The following is a 16408-nucleotide window of genomic DNA, read 5'->3' on the forward strand; positions in this document are numbered from 1 at the left end:
GGAATCGCCGTTTCAGGCGATGGGGGGCCGGCCCCCCTGCCCGCTCACCGGCTGCGCCCGGCCGCGCGTGAACAGCACCGCGCCAAGGACATAGCCCATGATCGCAAAGCCCGCCGCGCCGAGAAGGAACAGCAGCAGCGCCGCGCCGTTCGGCGCCATGCCATTGAGGAAGGGTAGCAGCATCAGAAGCAGGGGCGGCAGCGCTCCCTGCCAGATCACCCAGCCCAGGGTCAGCGCCCCCCAGACCAGGACCAATGCCCAGACCGCCAGCAGCAGACGTCGCAGCGACGGGACCGGGACGCGCAGCCCGCGCCGCATCGCCGCCATCTGGCGCGCCAGGTCATGCTGCACCGCAACCAGCGCCGGAACCACGAGCAGCACCAGCACCATGCCGAAGCCCAGCCCGTAGACCAGGGTGATCACCGTCGGCTTCAGGAATTGCGCCTGCTGGCTTTTCTCATAGAGCAGCGGCGCCATGCCCAGTACCGTGGTCATCGTGGTGAGCATCACCGGGCGCAGCCGGTCCGCCGCGCCATCGACGATCGAGGGGATCAAGCCGCGGGTCTCGGCATATTCGTCGATCGTGGTGACCAGCACGATCGAGTCATTGATGATGATCCCGGTCATGCCGAGCAGCCCGACCACCGTGAACATGCTCAGCGGGACCTCCCAATAGGCATGCCCATAAATCGTCCCGACCAGCCCGAAGGGGATGATCACCATCACCACCAGCGGCCGTGTCCAGCTGCCGAAAATCCAGGCCAGCACCAGGAAGATCCCGGTCAGACAAAGGATCAGCCCGGTCAGTGCGTCGCCGAGAAAATCGCTCTCCTGCTCGCTCAGCCCGGACAGCCGCCACTCCACCTGCTGCCGCGCGGCGATTCCCGGCAGGATATCCTCCTCCAGCGCGCGCATGATCTCGCTTGCGCGGGCTGGATCATCCTCCGAGATGTCGCCGCTGACCGAGATCAGCCGGACGCCGTTCTCGCGGCGCACGGTGCTGAACCCGCTGCGCCGCTCGACGCTGACGATATCGGAGAGCGGCACATAGATCCCCCGCGGGCTGCGCAGCTGCACCCTGTCGAGAAAATCGGCGGTCAGCTCGCCTTCCGGAAGTTCCACCCGGATGGTGGCCGAGCGCGGCCCGTCGGGATAGCTCGCCGCCTCGATCCCGCCGAGACGATGCCGCAGGATACGGCCCAGTTCCGCGATGGTGAAGCCCAGCGCCTTGCCCTGCGGGGTCAGGTCGAGCAGCAGCTCCTCCTTGTCATAGGCCAGGTTGTCCTGCACCGCGCTGACCTCGGCATAGCGCCGCAGCGCCGCCTGCAATTCTTCCGAAGCCGCCTTGAGCCGCGCCGTGTCGCCCCCGGAAAACTGCACATCGAGCGCATCGCCCCCGGGACCGGAGCGCCATCCGCGAAAGCTCACGGTCTCGGCCAGCGGGTGCTGCACCACGCTTTCCTGCAGATCCGCCACGAAGGCGAAGCTCGAATAGGGGCGCAGGTCGGCGTCGATGAGCTCGATCGAGATTCCGCCCAGCAGATCCGCATCCTTGGTGTCGGCCCCGGCCAATCCGCGCCCGGCATTGCCGCCGATCTGGGCCGTCACGTAGTCGAGCGGATTGCGCCCGTACTCGGCCTCGTATTTGGCGCCCAGCGCCTCGGTCGCGCGCTGCATCTCGCGCATCATCGCCAGGCTATCGGCGCGGCTCGCGCCCTCGGCCATGGCGAAATTGCCGGTGATCGAGCCGCGTTCCGGCGCGTTGAAGAACCGCCATTGCACATCGCCGCGGATGAACAGCGCCACCTGGCTCGCCAATATCGCCACCGCCGCCGCCAGCACCACGTAGCGCGCCGTGATGACCCCGGCCATGAAGGGGCGAAACAGCCGTTCGCGCATCCACACGAAACCGCGATTGACCACGCGGCTCGGCAGGTCATACCAATGCTCCTTGCGTGCGCTGCGCATCGCATGGGCCATGTGGTTGGGCAGGATCAGGAAACATTCGACCAGCGATGCCGCGAGCACGGCGATCACGGTGAAGGGAATGTCGCGGATCAGGTCGCCGAAACGCCCGCCCACCACCACCAGCCCGAAAAATGCGATGATCGTGGTCAGGGTCGCGGCCACTACCGGCAGCGCCATGCGCCGGGCGGCGTTTTCCGCGGCCGCCACCGCGCTCTCGCCGAGTTGCCGGAACCGGTGATCGGCATGTTCGCCTACGACGATCGCGTCATCGACCACGATCCCGAGGGTGATGATCAGCCCGAACAGCGAAATCATGTTGAGCGTCAGCCCCCCCGCATACATCAGCGCCAGCGCTGTCGCCATCGAGACCGGAATGCCCGCCGCCACCCAGAAGGCCGTGCGCGCGTTCAGAAACAGGAACAGCAGACCCACCACCAGCGCCAGCCCGGTCAGCCCGTTGCGCAGCAGCAGGTCGAGCCGCCCGCTGATCGCCTCTGCGCGGGTACGGATCAGCTCCACCGAGACCTCGGGCGGCAGCACGGCCTGCAGCTGTGCCGCGACCTCCTCGATCTGCTGCTGGATGGCGATCGCATCGCCGCCGTCCGAACGGTCCACCCGGAGCGAGATCGCCGGATCCTCGCCGACGAAATAGCTCTCTTCGCGGTCCACTCGTTGCGCACGCACCTGCGCCAGATCGCCGATCCGAAGGGTCGAACCGTCGGGCTCTGACCGAAGCACAATCCCCGCGATCTCGGTAGCCGAACGTTTCGCGATGCCGGTGCGCACCCTGGTATTGGCGCCGCTGACGTCGCCCGCCGGGTCGGCATCGACCTCGGCCGCAATCGCCTTGGCAATCTCGGCCATGCTGATGTCATGGGCGATGAGCTCCAGCGAGGGCACTTCGACCAGCATCTGCGGTGCCGCGACGCCGCGAATGACGGTGCGCGTCACCCCGACGGCAAAGAGCCTTGTGACCAGCTCATCGGCAAATCGGGCCAATTGCGCGGGCCCGACAGGTCCGGTGATCACCACATCGCTCACCCGGTCGCGCCATGCGCCGCGCCGCACCACCGGTTCCTCGGCCTCCTCGGGCAGACCGGTGATCGTGTCCACCGCACTCTGCACATCGGCAGTCGCGCGGGCCATGTCCCAGCCGGGTTCGAAATCCAGCGTCACGCGACCGGAATTCTCCTGCGACGTGGCGCTCGATCCCTCCACGCCCTCGACCGAAAGCAGCGCGGCTTCGAGCACGTGCACCACGGCATTGTCGATATCCTCCGCCCCTGCCCCTTCCCAGATCGTCGTGACGGTGACATTGTCGACGATCACGTCGGGGAAGAACTGCGCCCGCATGTTCGGTGCTGCCGCCAGGCCCGAGACCAGCAGCAGCACCAACAGCAGGTTCGCCGCGGTGCGGTGACGGGTGAAATAGGACAGAAGCCCGCGCGCGGCGCCGGGGATCTTGCGCGCCATCCTCAGCCCCCCATGCGGTTTTCGATCCGCTCGATGATCCTGGCCGGAACCAGCGGTTCGGCGAGCTGTGCCAGCACCCGCGCCTTGGCCGCCACCGGCATGCGGTTGTTGCCCTCGACCAGCGCCACCAGCCGCGCCCGGTGCGCCTCGCTGATCTCGATCATCGTCGGCAGCCCGGTCTCGACTGCGGCCTCCGCGCCGCGCAGCGGACGGACCCTGATTCCGGCGCCGAGCAGCGGCGAACGCGCCTCGACCACGTCGCGCCCGGCGATCGGGCCACGCACCAGAACCGTGTCTCCCTGTCGCCGCAGCAGCTCGACCGCGACCGCCTCGAGCCGGTCAGCCTCGCCGAGCACGAGCACGTCGCCCGACGCATCGAGCGCGGCGGCGGGCAGGCGGATGACCCCGGCGAGTTCGGGCTCGCGTAGCGTCACGGTGACAAAGTCGCCCGGCCTGAAGCCCGGCGCATCCTTGAGTTCGGCAAAGACCAGCCGTCCGCTCGCGCCCTCCCCGGTGGTGGCCGCAACGCGCGAGATCTGACCCCGTGCCACGAGGTCCAGCCCGGCCACGTCCAGCGTCGCGCGCAGATCGGCACGGCGCAGCGTGCTGTTCTCATCCAGCAGCCGGGCGAATTGCGTGTTCGAGAGCCGGAAGGAAACTTCCAGAGCCGACGGGTCGATGAGCTCGGCCAGACGTTCATTGCCCGAGACCAGGCCCCCGACGACGACATTCGGGGCGCTCAGGATACCGTCGAAAGGCGCGCGCAGCACGGTGTCTGCCCGCCGCCGCTCCGCCTCCGCCAGCGCGATTTCGGCCCGTGTGGCAAGGGTTTCGGCCCGATCCACACGCACTTCCGCCTGCGCGAGCGCCTGCGCGCGTGACAGCACCGCCTGACGCGCCGCCGCCGCTGCCAGTTCCGCCGTCTCGCTCGCCGCGGTGGTGCCGACCCCGCGGGTGCCGAGATCGCGTTGCCGGGCAAGAGCGCGTTCGCGCAGCGCCGCCTGTTCCTCCGCGGCCGCCAGCTCGTCGCGCGCCAGCGCCAAGGCGCGTCCCGCCTCGCGCCCTTCGGCCGCGGCATCGGCGAGATCGCTCTGCGCCCGGTCGAGCGCCGCCTGTGCATCGAGCGGGTCGATCCGCAGCAGCACCGACCCGGCCTCGACCCTGCCGCCTTCCTCGAAAGTCTCCGCCAATTCGATCACCCGGCCCGGCACGGCGGCGCGCAGTTCCAGACTGCGGCGGCTGCGGATCTCGCCGAAACTCTGCAGGACGGGGGTGACGTCCTCAAGCTCGGCCCGTGTCACGTTAACCGCGAAGACCCGCTCGCGTGGTGGCGGCGCGCGCTCTTCGTCCGCCAGCCGCACGGACAGCGCGCTGCCGATCATCTGACCGGCGAAGACCAGAAGACCGAGCGCGACCGCCGCCAGAAACAGGCCGAACATACTTTGCCTTAAAAACCGCATCTTACTCCCATCAACCGGGCGCGCGACGCAGTCCTGTCCGACGCCGCGTCGTGCCCGATCACCATCATGATACGCCCGACATGATAGGCCGGATCACCGAAAATGCCTCGTTCCTTTTCGCGGCTGCGATACAGGGCTGCAGGAACCGCTATTTCCTGCGCTGATGTTCCGACAGCCGCGGCATGATCTCGACGAAATTGCAGGGGCGATGGCGGTAGTCGAGCTGCTTCACCAGGATTTCGTCCCAGGCATCCTTGCAGGCCCCCGGCGAGCCCGGCAGCGCAAAGAGATAGGTGCCATTGGCAACACCGCCGGTGGCGCGGCTCTGGACCGCGCTGGTGCCGATCTTCTGCATGGAGACATGGGTGAAGACGGGGCCGAAGGCGTCGATCTCCTTTTCATAGACATCGCGATGCGCCTCGACCGTCACGTCGCGCCCGGTGAGCCCGGTGCCGCCGGTGCTGATCACTACGTCGATCTGCGGATCCGCGCACCAGTCGCGCAGCTGCGCGGCGATCTCGGCGCGTTCGTCGCGGATAATCCTGCGGTCGGCCAGCAGGTGCCCCGCCGCCTCGATCCGCCCGCTCAGCACGTCACCCGAGCGATCCTGCGCCAGATCGCGGCTGTCCGACACGGTCAGCACAGCAATCCGCACCGGGATGAATTCGATCGTCTCGTCAATACGGCTCATGTCCGCTCCCATCGTCACAAATCAATCGCATCGTCACCGCTCCACGGACCGCCAGTCAACCATCGCGCAGCCGCGCCTGCAGGCTCAGCAGGTCGGCCCAGCTCTCGCGTTTGGCAGCGGGATTGCGCAACAGATAGGCCGGGTGCAGCATCGGCAGCGCCGGGATCCCCGCCACCTCCGCCCATTGACCGCGCAACCGCGTGATGCCGCGTTTTTCGAGCAGGGTCTCGCAGGAGGTATTGCCGATCAGGACCAGCGCTTTCGGACCTGCCAACGCGATATGCCGCAGCATGAACGGGCGCATCATCGCGATTTCCTCGGCACTGGCGTCACGGCCCTGCGGCGGTCGCCAGGGCAGTACGTTGGCGATATAGACCGGCGCCTCGGCCCTGTCCCTGCCCATGCCGATCGCCGCCAGCATCCGGTCGAGCATCTGTCCCGCCGGGCCGATCAGAGGCCGTCCGGCGCGGTCCTCCTGCCGCCCCGGCGCCTCGCCCACCACCATCAGCGGCGCGCCCGCGATCCCGTCCGAAAACACCAGGTTGCGCGCTCCCTTGCGCAATTCGCAATGTTCGAACCCGGCCAGCGCGGCACGCAGATCCTCCAGAGTGCTGGCCCCGGCAGCGGCGCGTTCGGCCTCCGCAACCGGGTCGGCCTGCCGGGGGCGGAACAACTCGGGCTTGCCGGGAGCCACCGCCGTCGGCGCCTTCGGCTTTTCCATCGCGGCAGGCAATTCGTAACGGTTGACCGGCGAATCGCAGATTGCCTCGGTCGCACCGAGTTCCACCTGCCAGTCCAGCAGAGCCACCGCCTGATGATATTCGACCGAATCCATAAGCCCAATCTATGCGCCTGAGCGCCGAACCGAAACCATCCATGCAGATGCGGCGAAAACGGCAGCGAACGCAAGAAGCGCATTGCCGCAACCTTGCCGCCACGCCACCGGCGCGCCTATAAAGCCACGACAGCAACAAGGGGCCGCCGATGTCTTTCTCACACCGCCACCTGCTCGGCATCGAACCGCTTTCGCCGACGGATATCACCGCGCTGCTGGACCGCGCCGACAGCTATGCCGAGCTGAACCGACAGCCCGACAAACACGGCGATGCGCTGCGCGGCCTGACCCAGATCAACATGTTCTTCGAAAATTCCACCCGCACCCAGGCGAGTTTCGAGATCGCCGGCAAAAGGCTCGGCGCGGATGTGATGAACATGGCGATGCAGGCCAGCTCCATCAAGAAGGGCGAGACGCTGATCGACACGGCGATGACGCTAAATGCGATGCATCCCGACCTTCTGGTGGTGCGCCATCCGCAATCGGGCGCGGTCGACCTGCTGGCCCAGAAGGTCAATTGCGCCGTGCTCAATGCGGGGGATGGCCGCCACGAACACCCGACACAGGCGCTGCTCGACGCGCTGACGATCCGTCGCGCCAAGGGGCGGCTGCACCGGCTGTCCATCGCGATCTGCGGCGACATCGCCCATTCCCGTGTCGCGCGTTCCAACATCATGCTGCTTGGCAAGATGGAGAACCGCCTGCGCCTGATCGGACCGCCGACGCTGATGCCCGCCCAGATCGACCAGTTCGGCGTCGAGGTCTTCGATGACATGGAAGAAGGTCTGAAAGACGTCGACGTGGTGATGATGCTGCGGCTGCAGAAGGAACGCATGGACGGCGGCTTCATCCCCTCGGAGCGGGAATATTACCACCGTTTCGGACTCGATGCAGAGAAGCTGAGCCATGCCAAGGACGATGCCATCGTGATGCACCCCGGCCCGATGAACCGCGGGGTGGAGATCGACGGCACGCTGGCCGATGACATCAATCGCAGCGTGATCCAGGATCAGGTGGAGATGGGCGTCGCGGTGCGCATGGCGGCGATGGATCTGTTGGCGCGCAACCTGCGCGAAAGCCGCGCCGCCTGAACCGGCGGTCGGCCCCGGCAACAAGATCGGGAACAGATCGGGCCGCTGGTCGGTTTCCTCCATAGTCGCACCGCTTGTCGCAATGAAGGTTTCCAATCATGAGCCCGATCCAGATTCCCGCCCATGAGCATGGCCAGATCCGCGTCTTCGCGATCAACCGCGCCTTTCAGGATGTCTCCAACAGGCTGAAAGGCGGCTCCAAGGACGCGCTCGTCGAGGAGCTTCTGGGACCCGAGGTCGCCGCCGATCATGTGGAAATCTTCGCGGTCTCCGACCTTACCGGCGTCGGCCTGCCCGGCTATCTGAGCGAGGGCTACGCGGTCAGCGAGGCCGAGCTCACCCGCGACCGCGGCAAGCTGACGGCACTGGACGGCTATGTCCTGCTGGTCTTCTCCAGCGCCTTCGGCGGGCGCGAAACGATGCTCGACCCCAGTCCGGATCTGACGCTGATCGGCACCTATGGCGAGGCGCAGCCCGACATGAGCGCGATCTCCCTGCCCAACGAAGCGGCGCAGCCCTATACCGGCGCGCCGAGCACGACGCCGCGCAGCGCCCCGCGTGGCAGGGCGGGCGGTGGCATGTTGGTGCTGGCATTGATCGCGCTGCTGATCCTGCTGGCATGGTGGGCGATTGCCTGAACCGGACGCGATGGCGCTGGTGCTTTGGCGCGTTTCACGCTAGAGCAAGCCCATGCAGGAACCGAAACCAGATCCAAAAATGTCCGGCCGCATCGCGATGATTGCACTGCTCGTCGCCTTCGGCGTGGTCGGACTGATGCTCTGGGTCGGCTGAGCGGCGAAAGACCGGTTCGCCCCCCTTTTGACTCGAACACTCCCAGCAATTTCGGCCTTGGTTCAGCGCGGGAATTATTGCATGACACCGGCCAGACGCAAGCTCGCGTCGCAGAGAGGCCCGTCATGACGCTGCATTTCATCAACGCCCGACTGATCGATCCCGAGGCCGGCACGGTGCGCACCGGCGCGCTCGAGGTGAGCAACGGCCGGATCACCCGGGTGGTCGCCGATGCTGCCGAGCTTGACGGCAAGGCCGATATTGTCGATTGCCGCGGAAAGCACCTCGCGCCCGGCATTGTCGATCTCGGTGTCAAGGTCTGCGAGCCGGGCGAACGCCACAAGGAAAGCTACCGTTCCGCCGGTCTGGCCGCGGCGGCAGGGGGCGTGACGACGATGATCACCCGCCCTGACACCACGCCCAGCATCGACAATCCCGAGACCCTCGAATTCGTCACCCGCCGCGCCAAGGAGGCAACGCCGGTGCATGTGGTGCCGATGGCGGCGTTGACCAAGGGCCGAGAGGGCCGCGAGATGACCGAGATCGGTTTCCTGATGGATGCCGGTGCCGCCGCCTTCACCGATTGCGACCGGGTGATCACCGACACCAAGGTCTTTTCGCGCGCGCTTACCTATGCCCGCAGCCTCGGTGCCCTGGTCATCGCGCATCCCCAGGAACCGGGGCTGAGCCGAGGCGCCGCCGCCACCTCGGGCAAGTTCGCCTCGCTGCGCGGCCTGCCTGCGGTCACCCCGATGGCCGAACGCATGGGGCTCGACCGCGACATTGCGCTGATCGAGATGACCGGCGCGCGCTATCACGCGGATCAGATCACCACGGCCCGCGCCCTGCCCGCGCTGCAGCGCGCCAAGAACAACGGGCTCGACATTACCGCCGGTGTGGGCATTCACCACCTGACGCTGAACGCGCTCGACGTGGCCGATTACCGCACTTTTTTCAAGCTCAAGCCGCCGTTGCGCGACGAGGACGACCGGCTCGCCGTGGCCGAAGCGGTGGCCTCCGGGCTGATCGACGTGATCTGCTCCATGCATACGCCGCAGGATGAAGAGAGCAAACGCCTGCCCTTTGAGGAAGCCGCCTCCGGTGCAGTGGCGCTCGAAACATTGCTGCCCGCGGCACTGCGGCTGGTCCATGCCGGGCTGATCGAACTGCCGGTACTCTGGCGCGCCCTGTCGCTGAACCCGGCGCGGCGTCTCGGCCTGCCGGGCGGACGGCTCGCCCCCGGCGCCCCCGCCGATCTGGTGCTCTTTGACGCCGACGCCCCGTTCCTGCTGGATCGCGCCAACCTGAAATCGAAATCCCGCAACACGCCGTTTGACGGCATGCGCATGCAGGGTAAGGTCCTGGCAACCTATGTTTCCGGTTCCTGCGTTCACGAGGTCACTTGATGCCATTGATCGACACCGCCGCCGCCCTGCTGCTTCTCTGGGCGCTGCTCGCCTATCTCATCGGTTCGATCCCCTTCGGCATGGTGCTGGCACGGTTGATGAAGCTTGGCGATCTGCGCAATATCGGTTCGGGCAATATCGGCGCCACCAACGTGCTGCGCACCGGCAGCAAGAAGGCCGCCGCCATGACCCTGCTGCTGGATGGCGCCAAGGGCGCCGCCGCAGTGCTGCTGGCCCGTTTCTTCGCCGGTGAGGACGCAGCTCAACTGGCCGGCCTGGCGGCGATGCTCGGCCATTGCTATCCGGTATGGATCGGCTTTCGCGGCGGCAAGGGTGTCGCGACCTTTCTCGGCGTGCTGCTGGCGCTGGCCTGGCCGGTGGGACTCGGCTGCTGCCTCGCCTGGCTGATCGCCGCTGTGATCAGCCGTACCTCCTCGCTAGCGGCGCTGTTCTCGGCGTCGGTCTCGACCTTCCTCCTGGTTTTCCTCGGCTATGGCGAGGCGCTTCTGCTCGGCGTCCTGCTGACCCTGCTCCTTTTCTGGCGCCATCGCAGCAACATACGCCGGATCAAGGCCGGTACCGAACCGCGGATCGGTCAGAAAGGCTGAGCCGCGCCGCGGCCCGGCCGCTGCCGTTCAATAGGAATATTCCGCATAGATCCGGCTGAGATCGCCCTGCCACTTACCGTGGTAATCCTCCAGCAATTCGTCGGCGGGCACCTTGCCGGTCTCGATGCTCTCCTTGAGCGCATTGAGGAAATGCGTCTCGTCCGGGACCAGCCCGCCCGCACCGCCGCGCGCCCGCGCCTTCAACCCGGCTTCGGACAGCGCTACCGCCTCGCGCGCGATGTCATGCATCCGCACCCCGGCAACCTCGGCCTGCAGCCCCTCGACCGAAGCCGCGACGCGCAGCCCCTCGCGGGTCTCGGCGTCCCAGCCCTTGACCAGATCCCATGCCCCGTCGAGCGCGCCCTGGTCATACATCAGCCCGACCCAGAAGGCCGGCAGCGCGCAGAGCCGCCGCCAGGGTCCGCCATCGGCACCGCGCATCTCGATGAATTTCTTAATCCGCGCTTCCGGGAAGGCGGTGGTCAGGTGATCGGCCCAGTCGCTCAGGGTCGGCATCTCACCGGGCAGCGCCGGCAGCTCGCCTTTCAGAAAGTCGCGGAAGGACTGGCCGAGCGCGTCGATATAGACGCCGTCGCGATAGACGAAATACATCGGCACATCGAGCGCGTATTGCACCCAGGCCTCGAATCCCATGCCCTCTTCGAAGACGAAAGGCAACATGCCGGTGCGCGCATCGTCAAGATCGCGCCAGACCCGGCTGCGCCAGGATTTATGGCCGTTGGGCCGCCCCTCGAAGAACGGCGAATTGGCAAAGAGCGCCGTCGCTACCGGCTGCAGCGCCAGCGCCACGCGCAGCTTCTGCACCATGTCGGCCTCTGAGCCGAAATCGAGATTGACCTGTACCGTGCAGGTGCGGCGCATCATTACCCGGCCCATGCCGCCGACCTTGCCCATATAGGCATCCATCAGCTTGTAGCGGCCCTTGGGCATCAGATCCATCTGCTCATGGGTCCAGACCGGCGCTGCACCCAGCCCGATGAAACCGACGCCGATCTCGTCGGCGACATCCTTCACCTCGCGCAGATGCGTATTCACCTCGTCGCAGGTCTCGTGGATCGTCTCCACCGGGGCACCGGACAATTCCAGCTGCCCGCCCGGCTCAAGCGAGACATTGGCCCCGTCCTTCTCGAGCCCGATAAGCTTGCCGCCCTCCTCGACCGGCGCCCAGCCGTGACGGTCGCGCAACCCCTCCAGCATCGCCCGGATCGAGCGTTCCCCCTCGTAGGGCAGCGGTTTCAACGTGTCGGTGCAATAGCCGAACTTCTCGTGTTCCGTGCCGATCCGCCAGTCTTCCCTGGGCTTGCAGCCATCGGCCAGATATTGCGCCAACTGGTCGTGATGTTCGATTGGACCACCGCCGGATTGAGGAATGGACATGAGATGGCTCCGGTATGCGTTTCACAGGGTTAGAGGGATGGGCGGAATTGCCCGCGCTGTCAATGCAGGAGCGCGGAGGCCGGGCGCAGCGGCGCGCGCTCCCAGATCACCACCGCGTCGTGCCGTGTCTTGCGCAGCTCGAACAGCATCCGCTCGGTGCGCAGGCCCGGCAGGGCGGCGAAAGCATCAAAGAGCGCTTCCGAACCTGCGGCATTGACCGGGATCAGCAGCGGCGGCTGGCCGGGCTGATCGAGCTTCCAATGGGCGGGAAACATCTGCCGGTCCAGCGTCAGCCGTTCGAGCTCGCGCATGGCCACGCTGCCGCCGGTGAGCGGACCGAAGTAGCTGATCTGCCCCTCGTCCACCTGTACCGCACCGCGGCCCTCGTCGCTGCCGCGAAAGCGCCCGCGCTGCGCGCCGAGCCAGATCAGCGCCAGCCCGAGAAACAGCAGCCCATAGCCCGGCAAGGCGAGCAGCCATCCCGGGGCGAGAACCAGCCACCCCCCCGGGGCCAGAAGCGCCGCGCCAAGCAGCGCCTCGCGCCAGCGCCACAGCAGCGCCGTGGCCTCCGGCCGCAGGAAAGTCACAGGCAAGCCAATTTCTCCTGGCTGGAAATACCTCCGCCGGAGGCCGGAAATCTCTTGCTCACGCCCAATCCCCCAGACCTTGCTGCCAGAGCGCCAGCGCCGCCACGGCCGCCGTATCCGCGCGCAGGATCCGCGGTCCCAACGTCACCGCATGAGCATGATCGAGCCCGCGCAGCCGCGCCCGTTCGGCATCGGAAAACCCGCCCTCGGGGCCGATCAGGATCGCCCAGGGCTCCCCGTGCCCGCGCCGTTCCTGCAACAGCGCGCCAAGGCCGGAGGCCTCTCCCGCCAGCGTTTCGTCACAAAAGAGGATGCGGCGCGCCGGGTCCCACCCGTCAAGCATCCGCCCGAGTTTCCGCGCCTCGGCAACCTGGGGAACATAGGTGCCGCCGCATTGTTCCGCCGCCTCTATCGCATGGGCCTGCAGCCGCTCGCGCTGCACCCGCGCGGCATTGGTGAAATCGGTGAGCACCGGCAGGATCTTCGCCGCGCCCATCTCAGCGGCCTTTTCGACGATGAAATCCGTGCGGGCCTTCTTGATCGGTGCGAAGAGCAGCCAGAGATCGGGCGGCATCTGCAGCGCCCGCGTCTGCACCTCGCAGCGCAGGATCCCGCCCCGTTTGCCCGCTTCCAGCACCTCGGCGCGCCATTCGCCGTCACTGCCGTTGAACAGCAGCACCGAGGCCCCGGGTGCAAGCCGCATCACTCCGAAGAGGTAATGCGCCTGGTCGCGGCTCAAAGGAACCGTTTGCCCCTGCCCCAGCCCCTGCTCTACATACAATCTGATTTTCGCATTCATGGGCCCAGATATATGCAAGACCTTCCGCCTTCGCCAGATGCGCCCGACATCAATCGGGTCGCGGATGCCCCGGCCGACAATTGGGTCGACCGACACGCGCCGCGCGCCCTGCGTCCCTATCTGCGGCTCAGCCGTGCCGACCGGCCAATCGGGACCTGGCTGCTGCTGCTGCCCTGCTGGTGGGGGCTGGCGCTCTCGATGCTGCATGACCAGCGCGCCGAGCTCTTCGACCTGTGGATCTTCGCAGGCTGCGGCATCGGCGCCTTCCTGATGCGCGGGGCGGGCTGCACCTGGAACGACATCACCGACCGGCATATCGACGGCAAGGTGGCACGCACCCGCTCGCGGCCCATCCCCTCGGGGCAGGTGAGCGTCAAGGGCGCGCTTGCCTGGATGGTGCTGCAGATGCTGATCTCCGCGCTGATCCTGCTCAGCTTCAACATGGCCGCCATCGCGCTGGGGATCCTGGCCCTGGCGCCGGTTGCGGTCTATCCCTTCGCCAAGCGTTTCACCTGGTGGCCGCAGGTCTTTCTCGGTCTTGCCTTCAACTGGGGCGCGCTGCTGGCCTGGACGGCGCATAGCGGCAGGCTCGAAGCGCCCGCGTTGTTGCTCTATGTCGCGGGCATCGCCTGGACGCTGTTCTACGATACGATCTATGCCCATCAGGACACCGAGGACGACGCGCTGATCGGCGTGAAATCCACCGCCCGGCTGTTCGGCGCGCAGACCGCGCCCTGGCTGCGCCGGTTCCTGATGGCGACGGTCGGTCTCATGGGGCTTGCCGTGATCTTCTCGGCGCTGCCGCAGGCCTCGGTGCTGGCGCTGGCGCTCGCGCTCGGCGGTCCCTGGGCGATGGGCTGGCACATGGCCTGGCAGCTGCGCGGGCTTGATATAGAGGATAATGACAAGCTCCTGCGGCTGTTCCGCGCCAACCGCGATACCGGCATGATCCCCTTGCTGTTTTTCGCCGCAGCTTTGCTGGCGTGATTGCACCCTCCTGCCCTGCGGCGTATCAGACCCGCAGGTTTCACTGGTAACAGAAAGTCCGCATGCGCCTGTCCGCCCTGCTCAGCATCATCCTGACCTTCACCGCCGCCGCCGTCATCGCGCTGGTGGCTGCCAGCTTCTCGGTGGAGCTCATCGAGGACAATTCCGAGATCGGCGTGCGCGACGCGCTCGATCGGCAGGGCATGACCTGGGCCGAGGTGCAGGCCGACGGGCTCAAGGTGACGCTGACCGGCACCGCCCCTACCGAGGCGGTGCGCTTCAGCGCCCTCACTACCGCCGGTTCAGTGGTCGATGCGGCGAGGGTCATCGACCAGCTCGATGTGCAGGCGCAGGCCGATATCGCCCCGCCGCGTTTCTCGGTCGAGATCCTGCGCAACGATTCCGGCATCTCGATCATCGGACTGATCCCGGCGAGCACCGATCGCGAGGCGGTGGCGGAGCGTTTCGGCGCGGTGGCGGGGAAGGCCAGGGTCGCGGACCTTCTGGAAACGGCGGATTACCCGGCGCCCGGCGGCTGGGATGACGCGCTGGCCTTCGCGATCACCGCCATCGCGCAGCTGCCGCGCGCCAAGGCCTCCGTCGAGGCCAACCGCGTCTCGATCACCGCGATCTCGGATTCCGCCACGGCCAAGGCGCAGATGGAGAACAAGCTGAAGAAAGCCGCGCCGCCCCGCCTCAGGCTGACCCTGGACATCGCCGCACCGCGTCCGGTGATCACCCCCTTCACCCTGCGTTTCGAGATCGACGACGAAGGGGCGCGGTTCGATGCCTGTTCGGCCGATACCGAGGCCGCGCGACGCCGCATCCTCGCCGCGGGAAACGAGGCGGGTGCTGCCGAGGACAGCCGCTGCACCATCGGGCTCGGCGTGCCGAGCCCGAGATGGGCCGAGGCGGTCTCCCGTTCGATCGCGGCGCTGAGCGAGCTCGGCGCAGGTTCGGTGAGCTTCGCGGATGCCGACATCACCCTGACCGCTGCGCCTGGCACCGCCCGGAACAAGTTTGATCATGTGGTCGGCGAGCTGGAAAACGCCCTGCCGGAGGTTTTCGCCCTGCGCGCCCGTCTGCCGGAGGCCGAAGATCCCGATGCCGGGCCGCCGGAATTCTCCGCCACGCTCTCTCCCGAAGGGCAGGTACAGCTGCGCGGCCGGCTCTCCGACGCGGCGCTGCGCGATCTGGCGGAAAGCTACGCCAAGGCGCGTTTCGGCTCCGACAAGGTCTATACCGCCGCGCGGATCGTCGAGGGGCTGCCCGCGGATTGGTCGGCGCGGGTGCTCGTCGCGCTGGAGGCGCTCTCTTCGCTGGCCCATGGTGCGGTGACCGTGACCCCGACGACGCTCAGCATCGCCGGAGACACCGGCAATGCGGAAGCCAATACCGAGATTTCCACGCTGCTCGCAGGGCGGCTCGGAGAGGGCAGCGATTACAATATCGACGTGACCTACCGAAAGAAGCTCGACCCGATCGCCGGGCTGCCGACGCCGGAGGAATGCGTTGCCGAGATCGGCGAGATCCTGAAGGTTGGCAAGATCAATTTCGAACCCGGCAGCGCCACGATCGACGCCTCGGCGCTCGGCACGATGGATGATATTGCCGAGATCCTGAAGAGATGCAGCGACCTGCCGCTGGAGATCCAAGGCTATACCGACAGCCAGGGTCGCGAGGAAATGAATCTCGCGCTCAGCCAGTCACGGGCAGAATCGGTTCTCAACGAATTGCGCGCCCGTCGGGTACTGACCGGCTCCTTCGCCGCCAGGGGCTATGGCGAGGCGGAGCCGATCGCCGACAACAAGACCGAAGCAGGGCGCGAAGCCAACCGGCGTATCGAATTTCGCCTCATTCGCCCCGATTCAGATGAACAGGTGAGCGAAACAACGCTGGAAAGCAATGCCGAAACAGGCGATACAGTGCCGACCGAGTCCGAAACCGACGGCAGCACCGAAGAAGGCAGCGGCGATGAGTAGAACCGAATTTGTCCTTGCGACGGCGATCATCCTGTTCGTGGCATTCTGCCTCGGCTGGTTTGCCAACTGGCTGCTGCATCGCTTCACCCGGGTCGCCGCCGATGACGTGGCGCAGCTTGACCGGATGAGCCAGGAGCTGCACGAAGCCGAAGAAACCCGCGACCAGGCGATCACCTATCTGCAGCAGCGGGAGGCCGAGCTGACCAACCAGTTGGCCCAGACCGAGGCCGAGCTGCGCGCCGCCATGGACGGGCTGCGCGATGCGCGCCACGAGGCCGAGGAAATGCGCGCCTATATCGACCGGCAGAAGGCCAGCTGAGCCTTCGCGCGC

General features: G+C 66.9%; 14 protein-coding genes. 7 read left to right on the forward strand and 7 right to left on the reverse strand.

What is annotated here, in order from left to right:
* Positions 1-12 precede the first annotated feature (12 nt).
* From ACFSUD_RS11645 to ACFSUD_RS11660, 4 genes are all read right to left on the reverse strand, one after another.
* A complete protein-coding gene (locus ACFSUD_RS11645; RefSeq protein ID WP_386374583.1) occupies positions 13-3441 on the reverse strand; it encodes an efflux RND transporter permease subunit in 3429 nt (1142 codons plus the stop codon).
* 2 nt (positions 3442-3443) lie between these two features.
* Positions 3444-4901, reverse strand: a complete 1458-nt coding sequence (locus ACFSUD_RS11650; protein WP_386374585.1) for an efflux RND transporter periplasmic adaptor subunit — start codon at positions 4899-4901, stop codon at positions 3444-3446.
* A 148-nt stretch (positions 4902-5049) separates the two neighbouring features.
* Complete coding sequence (moaB, locus tag ACFSUD_RS11655; protein WP_386374587.1) at positions 5050-5592, reverse strand: molybdenum cofactor biosynthesis protein B; 543 nt, start codon at positions 5590-5592, stop codon at positions 5050-5052.
* A gap of 55 nt (positions 5593-5647) precedes the next feature.
* A complete protein-coding gene (locus ACFSUD_RS11660; protein WP_386374588.1) occupies positions 5648-6427 on the reverse strand; it encodes a uracil-DNA glycosylase in 780 nt (259 codons plus the stop codon).
* A 149-nt stretch (positions 6428-6576) separates the two neighbouring features.
* Between ACFSUD_RS11660 and ACFSUD_RS11665 the strand changes: the two genes are divergently transcribed.
* From ACFSUD_RS11665 to plsY, 4 genes are all read left to right on the forward strand, one after another.
* Positions 6577-7518: an aspartate carbamoyltransferase catalytic subunit gene (locus ACFSUD_RS11665; RefSeq protein WP_386374590.1), complete on the forward strand. Its 942-nt coding sequence runs from the start codon at positions 6577-6579 to the stop codon at positions 7516-7518.
* A 98-nt stretch (positions 7519-7616) separates the two neighbouring features.
* Entirely contained in the window at positions 7617-8156 is a 540-nt protein-coding gene (locus ACFSUD_RS11670) for a hypothetical protein (protein WP_386374592.1), read from the forward strand.
* A 279-nt stretch (positions 8157-8435) separates the two neighbouring features.
* Positions 8436-9716 (forward strand): dihydroorotase, encoded by a 1281-nt coding sequence (gene pyrC / locus ACFSUD_RS11675; RefSeq protein WP_386374594.1) that lies wholly within the window; start codon positions 8436-8438, stop codon positions 9714-9716.
* Positions 9716-10324: a glycerol-3-phosphate 1-O-acyltransferase PlsY gene (gene plsY, locus ACFSUD_RS11680; RefSeq protein WP_386374596.1), complete on the forward strand. Its 609-nt coding sequence runs from the start codon at positions 9716-9718 to the stop codon at positions 10322-10324. The genes pyrC and plsY overlap by 1 nt, the downstream gene beginning before the upstream one ends.
* 27 nt (positions 10325-10351) lie before the next feature.
* Here the strand turns inward: plsY and ACFSUD_RS11685 are convergent, their stop codons facing one another.
* The 3 genes from ACFSUD_RS11685 to ACFSUD_RS11695 are packed head-to-tail and all read right to left on the reverse strand — an operon-like array spanning position 10352 to position 13108.
* On the reverse strand, positions 10352-11722 hold the full coding sequence (locus ACFSUD_RS11685) for a glutamate--cysteine ligase (RefSeq protein ID WP_386374598.1): 1371 nt from the start codon (positions 11720-11722) through the stop codon (positions 10352-10354).
* 59 nt (positions 11723-11781) lie between these two features.
* Positions 11782-12309: a hypothetical protein gene (locus ACFSUD_RS11690; RefSeq protein WP_386374724.1), complete on the reverse strand. Its 528-nt coding sequence runs from the start codon at positions 12307-12309 to the stop codon at positions 11782-11784.
* A 58-nt stretch (positions 12310-12367) separates the two neighbouring features.
* Positions 12368-13108 (reverse strand): 16S rRNA (uracil(1498)-N(3))-methyltransferase, encoded by a 741-nt coding sequence (locus ACFSUD_RS11695; protein ID WP_386374600.1) that lies wholly within the window; start codon positions 13106-13108, stop codon positions 12368-12370.
* A 12-nt stretch (positions 13109-13120) separates the two neighbouring features.
* Between ACFSUD_RS11695 and ubiA the strand changes: the two genes are divergently transcribed.
* From ubiA to ACFSUD_RS11710, 3 genes are all read left to right on the forward strand, one after another.
* On the forward strand, positions 13121-14095 hold the full coding sequence (gene ubiA / locus ACFSUD_RS11700) for a 4-hydroxybenzoate octaprenyltransferase (protein WP_386374602.1): 975 nt from the start codon (positions 13121-13123) through the stop codon (positions 14093-14095).
* A gap of 62 nt (positions 14096-14157) precedes the next feature.
* Positions 14158-16077 carry an OmpA family protein gene (locus tag ACFSUD_RS11705; RefSeq protein ID WP_386374604.1) on the forward strand — a complete coding sequence of 640 codons (1920 nt, stop codon included), beginning with the start codon at positions 14158-14160 and terminating at the stop codon, positions 16075-16077.
* Positions 16070-16396, forward strand: coding sequence for a hypothetical protein (locus ACFSUD_RS11710; protein WP_386374606.1), 327 nt, complete (start codon positions 16070-16072; stop codon positions 16394-16396). The genes ACFSUD_RS11705 and ACFSUD_RS11710 overlap by 8 nt, the downstream gene beginning before the upstream one ends.
* Positions 16397-16408 lie beyond the last annotated feature (12 nt).

The sequence above is a fragment of the Sulfitobacter aestuarii genome, from assembly GCF_042685005.1.
GTDB lineage: Bacteria > Pseudomonadota > Alphaproteobacteria > Rhodobacterales > Rhodobacteraceae > Sulfitobacter > Sulfitobacter aestuarii.

Coding starts and splice junctions, on each gene's coding strand:
- ACFSUD_RS11645 (WP_386374583.1), bottom strand. CDS start 3,441: ATGGCGCGCAAGATCCCCGGCGCCGCGCGCGGGCTTCTGTCCTATTTC.
- ACFSUD_RS11650 (WP_386374585.1), bottom strand. CDS start 4,901: ATGCGGTTTTTAAGGCAAAGTATGTTCGGCCTGTTTCTGGCGGCGGTC.
- moaB (WP_386374587.1), bottom strand. CDS start 5,592: ATGAGCCGTATTGACGAGACGATCGAATTCATCCCGGTGCGGATTGCT.
- ACFSUD_RS11660 (WP_386374588.1), bottom strand. CDS start 6,427: ATGGATTCGGTCGAATATCATCAGGCGGTGGCTCTGCTGGACTGGCAG.
- ACFSUD_RS11665 (WP_386374590.1), top strand. CDS start 6,577: ATGTCTTTCTCACACCGCCACCTGCTCGGCATCGAACCGCTTTCGCCG.
- ACFSUD_RS11670 (WP_386374592.1), top strand. CDS start 7,617: ATGAGCCCGATCCAGATTCCCGCCCATGAGCATGGCCAGATCCGCGTC.
- pyrC (WP_386374594.1), top strand. CDS start 8,436: ATGACGCTGCATTTCATCAACGCCCGACTGATCGATCCCGAGGCCGGC.
- plsY (WP_386374596.1), top strand. CDS start 9,716: ATGCCATTGATCGACACCGCCGCCGCCCTGCTGCTTCTCTGGGCGCTG.
- ACFSUD_RS11685 (WP_386374598.1), bottom strand. CDS start 11,722: ATGTCCATTCCTCAATCCGGCGGTGGTCCAATCGAACATCACGACCAG.
- ACFSUD_RS11695 (WP_386374600.1), bottom strand. CDS start 13,108: ATGAATGCGAAAATCAGATTGTATGTAGAGCAGGGGCTGGGGCAGGGG.
- ubiA (WP_386374602.1), top strand. CDS start 13,121: ATGCAAGACCTTCCGCCTTCGCCAGATGCGCCCGACATCAATCGGGTC.
- ACFSUD_RS11705 (WP_386374604.1), top strand. CDS start 14,158: ATGCGCCTGTCCGCCCTGCTCAGCATCATCCTGACCTTCACCGCCGCC.
- ACFSUD_RS11710 (WP_386374606.1), top strand. CDS start 16,070: ATGAGTAGAACCGAATTTGTCCTTGCGACGGCGATCATCCTGTTCGTG.